At 39.4% G+C, this 3524-nt stretch carries 3 protein-coding genes; 1 reads left to right on the forward strand and 2 read right to left on the reverse strand.

What is annotated here, in order from left to right; translation table 11 throughout:
* On the forward strand, window positions 1-192 hold a 192-nt coding region (locus BO222_RS14180), incomplete at its 5' end, for a hypothetical protein (RefSeq protein ID WP_233131269.1).
* 86 nt (window positions 193-278) lie between these two features.
* On the opposite strand, the gene BO222_RS12705 is transcribed toward BO222_RS14180, so the two are convergent.
* Window positions 279-1682, reverse strand: coding sequence for a protein kinase domain-containing protein (locus tag BO222_RS12705; protein ID WP_075821106.1), 1404 nt, complete (start codon window positions 1680-1682; stop codon window positions 279-281).
* Window positions 1660-3066 carry an FHA domain-containing protein gene (locus BO222_RS12710; protein WP_075821107.1) on the reverse strand — a complete coding sequence of 469 codons (1407 nt, stop codon included), beginning with the start codon at window positions 3064-3066 and terminating at the stop codon, window positions 1660-1662. The genes BO222_RS12705 and BO222_RS12710 overlap by 23 nt, the downstream gene beginning before the upstream one ends.
* Window positions 3067-3524 lie beyond the last annotated feature (458 nt).

Here is a 3524-nt window from a genome sequence, read left to right on the forward strand (position 1 = left end):
ATCAGTGGGGGAATTACCTGCTCATCACTCGCGATCCATCGTCGCATTCAGACCCAGAACCCGCCAAGGGCCGCTTCGCTTTTCCCCTTGGCAGAACCTGTTTCTGAATGCACTCTGTCATCTGCGAACAATGAACAGATAATTCATGTCCAGTTGGTCTGGTTGTTTTTCCTGCGTAAACATCTGGATTAACTGAAGTGTTACTCAAAGTTGTCCACATTCAGGGATATCTTTCTTTTTTGTGTCCTTGACATGGGATACCTTTCATTCTGATCGGATCATTGAATGTTCTGAATTCTGAGTTGTCTGTAAATTTGGACAAGCCCTGCACTTTTTTGATCCTTTTCGAGATTTTTGATGATTGCATCTGGAATATCGAATAGCTGATTCGACAATGAATAATCCATTAAGACGTATTGGATTACCGCAAGCGAAAATTTTTGATCGCCATTTTTTTGATCCGATTTTTGCAGCATCTCATTAATCCGTGATCGCTCAATTGTCTTAACCTGAATCTGATGAAGACTTAAGGAATAAAGCAGCTCTTCCAATTCTTTAAAATTTCCGGAATTTTCAGGTTCTTTTTTCTGGTTTTGATCCATTGTTTCAAAGGATTCGAAAACTTCCCTGATCCAGGGATCAAACGCTTCAGCCTTTGCCTTTTGATCAGCCGAGGTTAATATTTTTATCCAGTTCTTTCCGGATTGAAGATCTTCGGGAACATTTACTTTTTGCAAAAGCAATCTGGATAGAAATGGATTTTGTTTTGAGAAACCAGCCACCTGATCAATCAGTTTTTTTACTGATGCTGGTTCATTGAATGAATCCTGAACCTTTGTCGATTGAAGAAGTTTCAGAATTTCATCTTCAAGATGAGTCTGTTCAAACATGGAAGCATCCAGATGAAACTCCGTCTGCAACATCTGGTTTTCTTTAGAAGCAGCATTTTTACCGTTCAGGATTGGAATAAAGAACACACCAAGAACCATCATGAAAATTCCACAGACCATAATTGGTAATTTGCGGTCTGGAAATGCAGCTTTTTTTAAGGCTTCCAATGACTTAAAGCGTTGATTTCGATCTTCCTGAATGCAGGTCCACGAAAAGTTGGAAGGTCCAAATAATAATCGATGAATCGTTCCCAGCCCTGGAAAATCAGCCTGCTCATTGAGCTTGAGAAGTCCATTTTCAGGTGGCACAGCCAGCTCATTGGACAGAATGACCTGCGTCGAACCAATGGGAATAATCGCATTGAAATCAATGAGCCAGGTCTGGTCATTTTCACCAACTAAAATGTGTTCAGGTTTTAGATCCATGTACAGATAGCCAAGCTCATGACAATGTTCAATTCTTGCACAGACTTCAAGAAAGACTTTTTTTCTTCTCTTTTTTGACGGCCTGTCTTTGAGCCATTCATTCAGATTCTTTCCCTCGATATAGGTTTCATAAAGAATCAAATGCTCACAGTTGTTTTCCAGATCTTCAAGAATTGGAAATCCATCCATCGACGCTTTTGAAAGCAGATCGATTTCTCTTTTTGCCTGCTGCAGAAGAATCTGTGGACAGCTTTTCAGAATAGCCTTAGCTAAAAGATCCTGCTGCTTCTGAAGATCAAAGACCTTCATAACGCACAGTCCGCCTTTATTTTTGAGCCCCTTCTTAAACTGATATCTGCTTTTCATGGAAGATGGCCTCCTGTGATGAAAACCGAAGATGCATTCCTTCACGCAATCTCATTTTTCGGATCACCTGATGGTCTTCAATAAAGGTTCCATTGCGGCTGTTTAATACTGAAAGATAATATCTTCCGTTTTCAAAAAGTATCCTGGCATGATGACCTGAGACATCAGGCATATTGAGTACAATGTCACAGTCTGGATGACGGCCGATGATGGTTTCGGCTTTAGACAATGAATATCTGCGATTTTTAATTTCAATCCATCCACTTGCTTCAGGTTCAATGATCAGCAGCTGCGTTGGGGCTTCAGTACTGGTTTCTGTTGATTCAGTAAAGGCAGATGTTTGTGTTAAGGCACTAAAGGGATCCGATTGAAACACCTCTTCTTTGAGACCTGTATAGTTTTGAAAAGGATCCTCTTTATCCCTTGTTTCAAAAAATTGATCATAGAAGACCTGATTTGATCGTGTGGGTTGATTGGATCCAATCAATCTGTTTTCAGAGTCAAATTTTGCAATTTTTTGATCATTTCTTTTCGAATCCAAGTGTTCTTCCATTTGATAAGGAGAATTTTCCATTTCAGGATCTGGATTTTTCAGATGTCTGTTCAGTGAGGTCTTCTCGATTCGGCCGGAATTCACTGAATCAGAATTTGTTTTCCTTTTTCGGGATGATCGGCTGGCAAAGGAAAATCTAGAATTGGGGTTGTGCGTTTTCTGCTCTACAACTTCCGATTTCAATCCATCCGCTCTGATTTCATTTGAATGAAGAAATTCCTGTTTTGGCCGAATGGCGTGGGTTGCTCGAAACGGTGGATAAGGCTGCGATCTTTTCCAGAAACTTCGAGGATAATAAGTACATTCAAGATCTTCAAGACCATAGATGAGTGACTGAAAAGAAAAGCCTGGCTTCTTCATCATCATTTTCAGGTAACCGATAATTTCAAAAGCATCATCAGTGGTGAATACTTCAGAGAGTCTGTTTATAAAATTCAGGTTTTCTTCCTTTTGAAACATCCAATATTCCAAAGCGACCGGTATGGCCGCAAAGTAGATTTCATCTCCGTAAAATGAACAGAAGATCGTGTGAAGATCGAGCAGAATGGGTTTTGTTCGATGCACGCTGGCGACCTTACTGAGCAGGTTGATCAGAAACTGATAGCCTTCGGTCTGAGAAAAGCTGTATTGTTCAAGAAATGAACTCAGCGGTATCAGGTTTTTTACAGAATAGATCAGAATGTCATTCCTGGATTCACTGATCGAAAAAGGCAGTGTATTCAGATCATTCTCAATTCGGCCTAAAATCGATCGATCAAGCATCTCTGGCTTCTTAAATTGAACCAGCATGGTATCTGAATCTGGATATCTGATTTCAAAGTTTTCTATCATACCTTTTTACGGGCTGGAAAAATAAGAGATTTGTTTTCAAATTAGTACCCGTTCCTTTCTAAGGAACAGCCAGATAAGGCAGGTTCCCTTTTCTTTTTTCTGGCTTATCCCGGTTTAAAATGGTTTGCATCAAAAAATTGTTAATGTATCGAATCCTGTAAGATCGAATTACAGTATTCGATACATCTTCCTTATCCACCGCAAATTTGGTTTCGACACAAATTTCTCGAATTATTTTACTTTTTCTTAAATCAGGATGAGATTTCAGTCAAAAAGCGTCGATTTTTGATTGCTTGTCAAGAAAACGGAATTAACGATAAGTAGATATGACTGTTCGTAGTCAATAAAAAAGTTAACAATTTGGGTGATTTATAAGTTAACAGTTTGGGTGATCAAAATGGGGGCTGAAAGGCTCAGGAACAGACATAAGATAGAGTAGCCAATGTCTGTTTCTGAGC

The sequence above is a fragment of the Ileibacterium valens genome (assembly GCF_001945525.1).
In the GTDB taxonomy this organism is placed as follows: domain Bacteria; phylum Bacillota_I; class Bacilli_A; order Erysipelotrichales; family Erysipelotrichaceae; genus Ileibacterium; species Ileibacterium valens.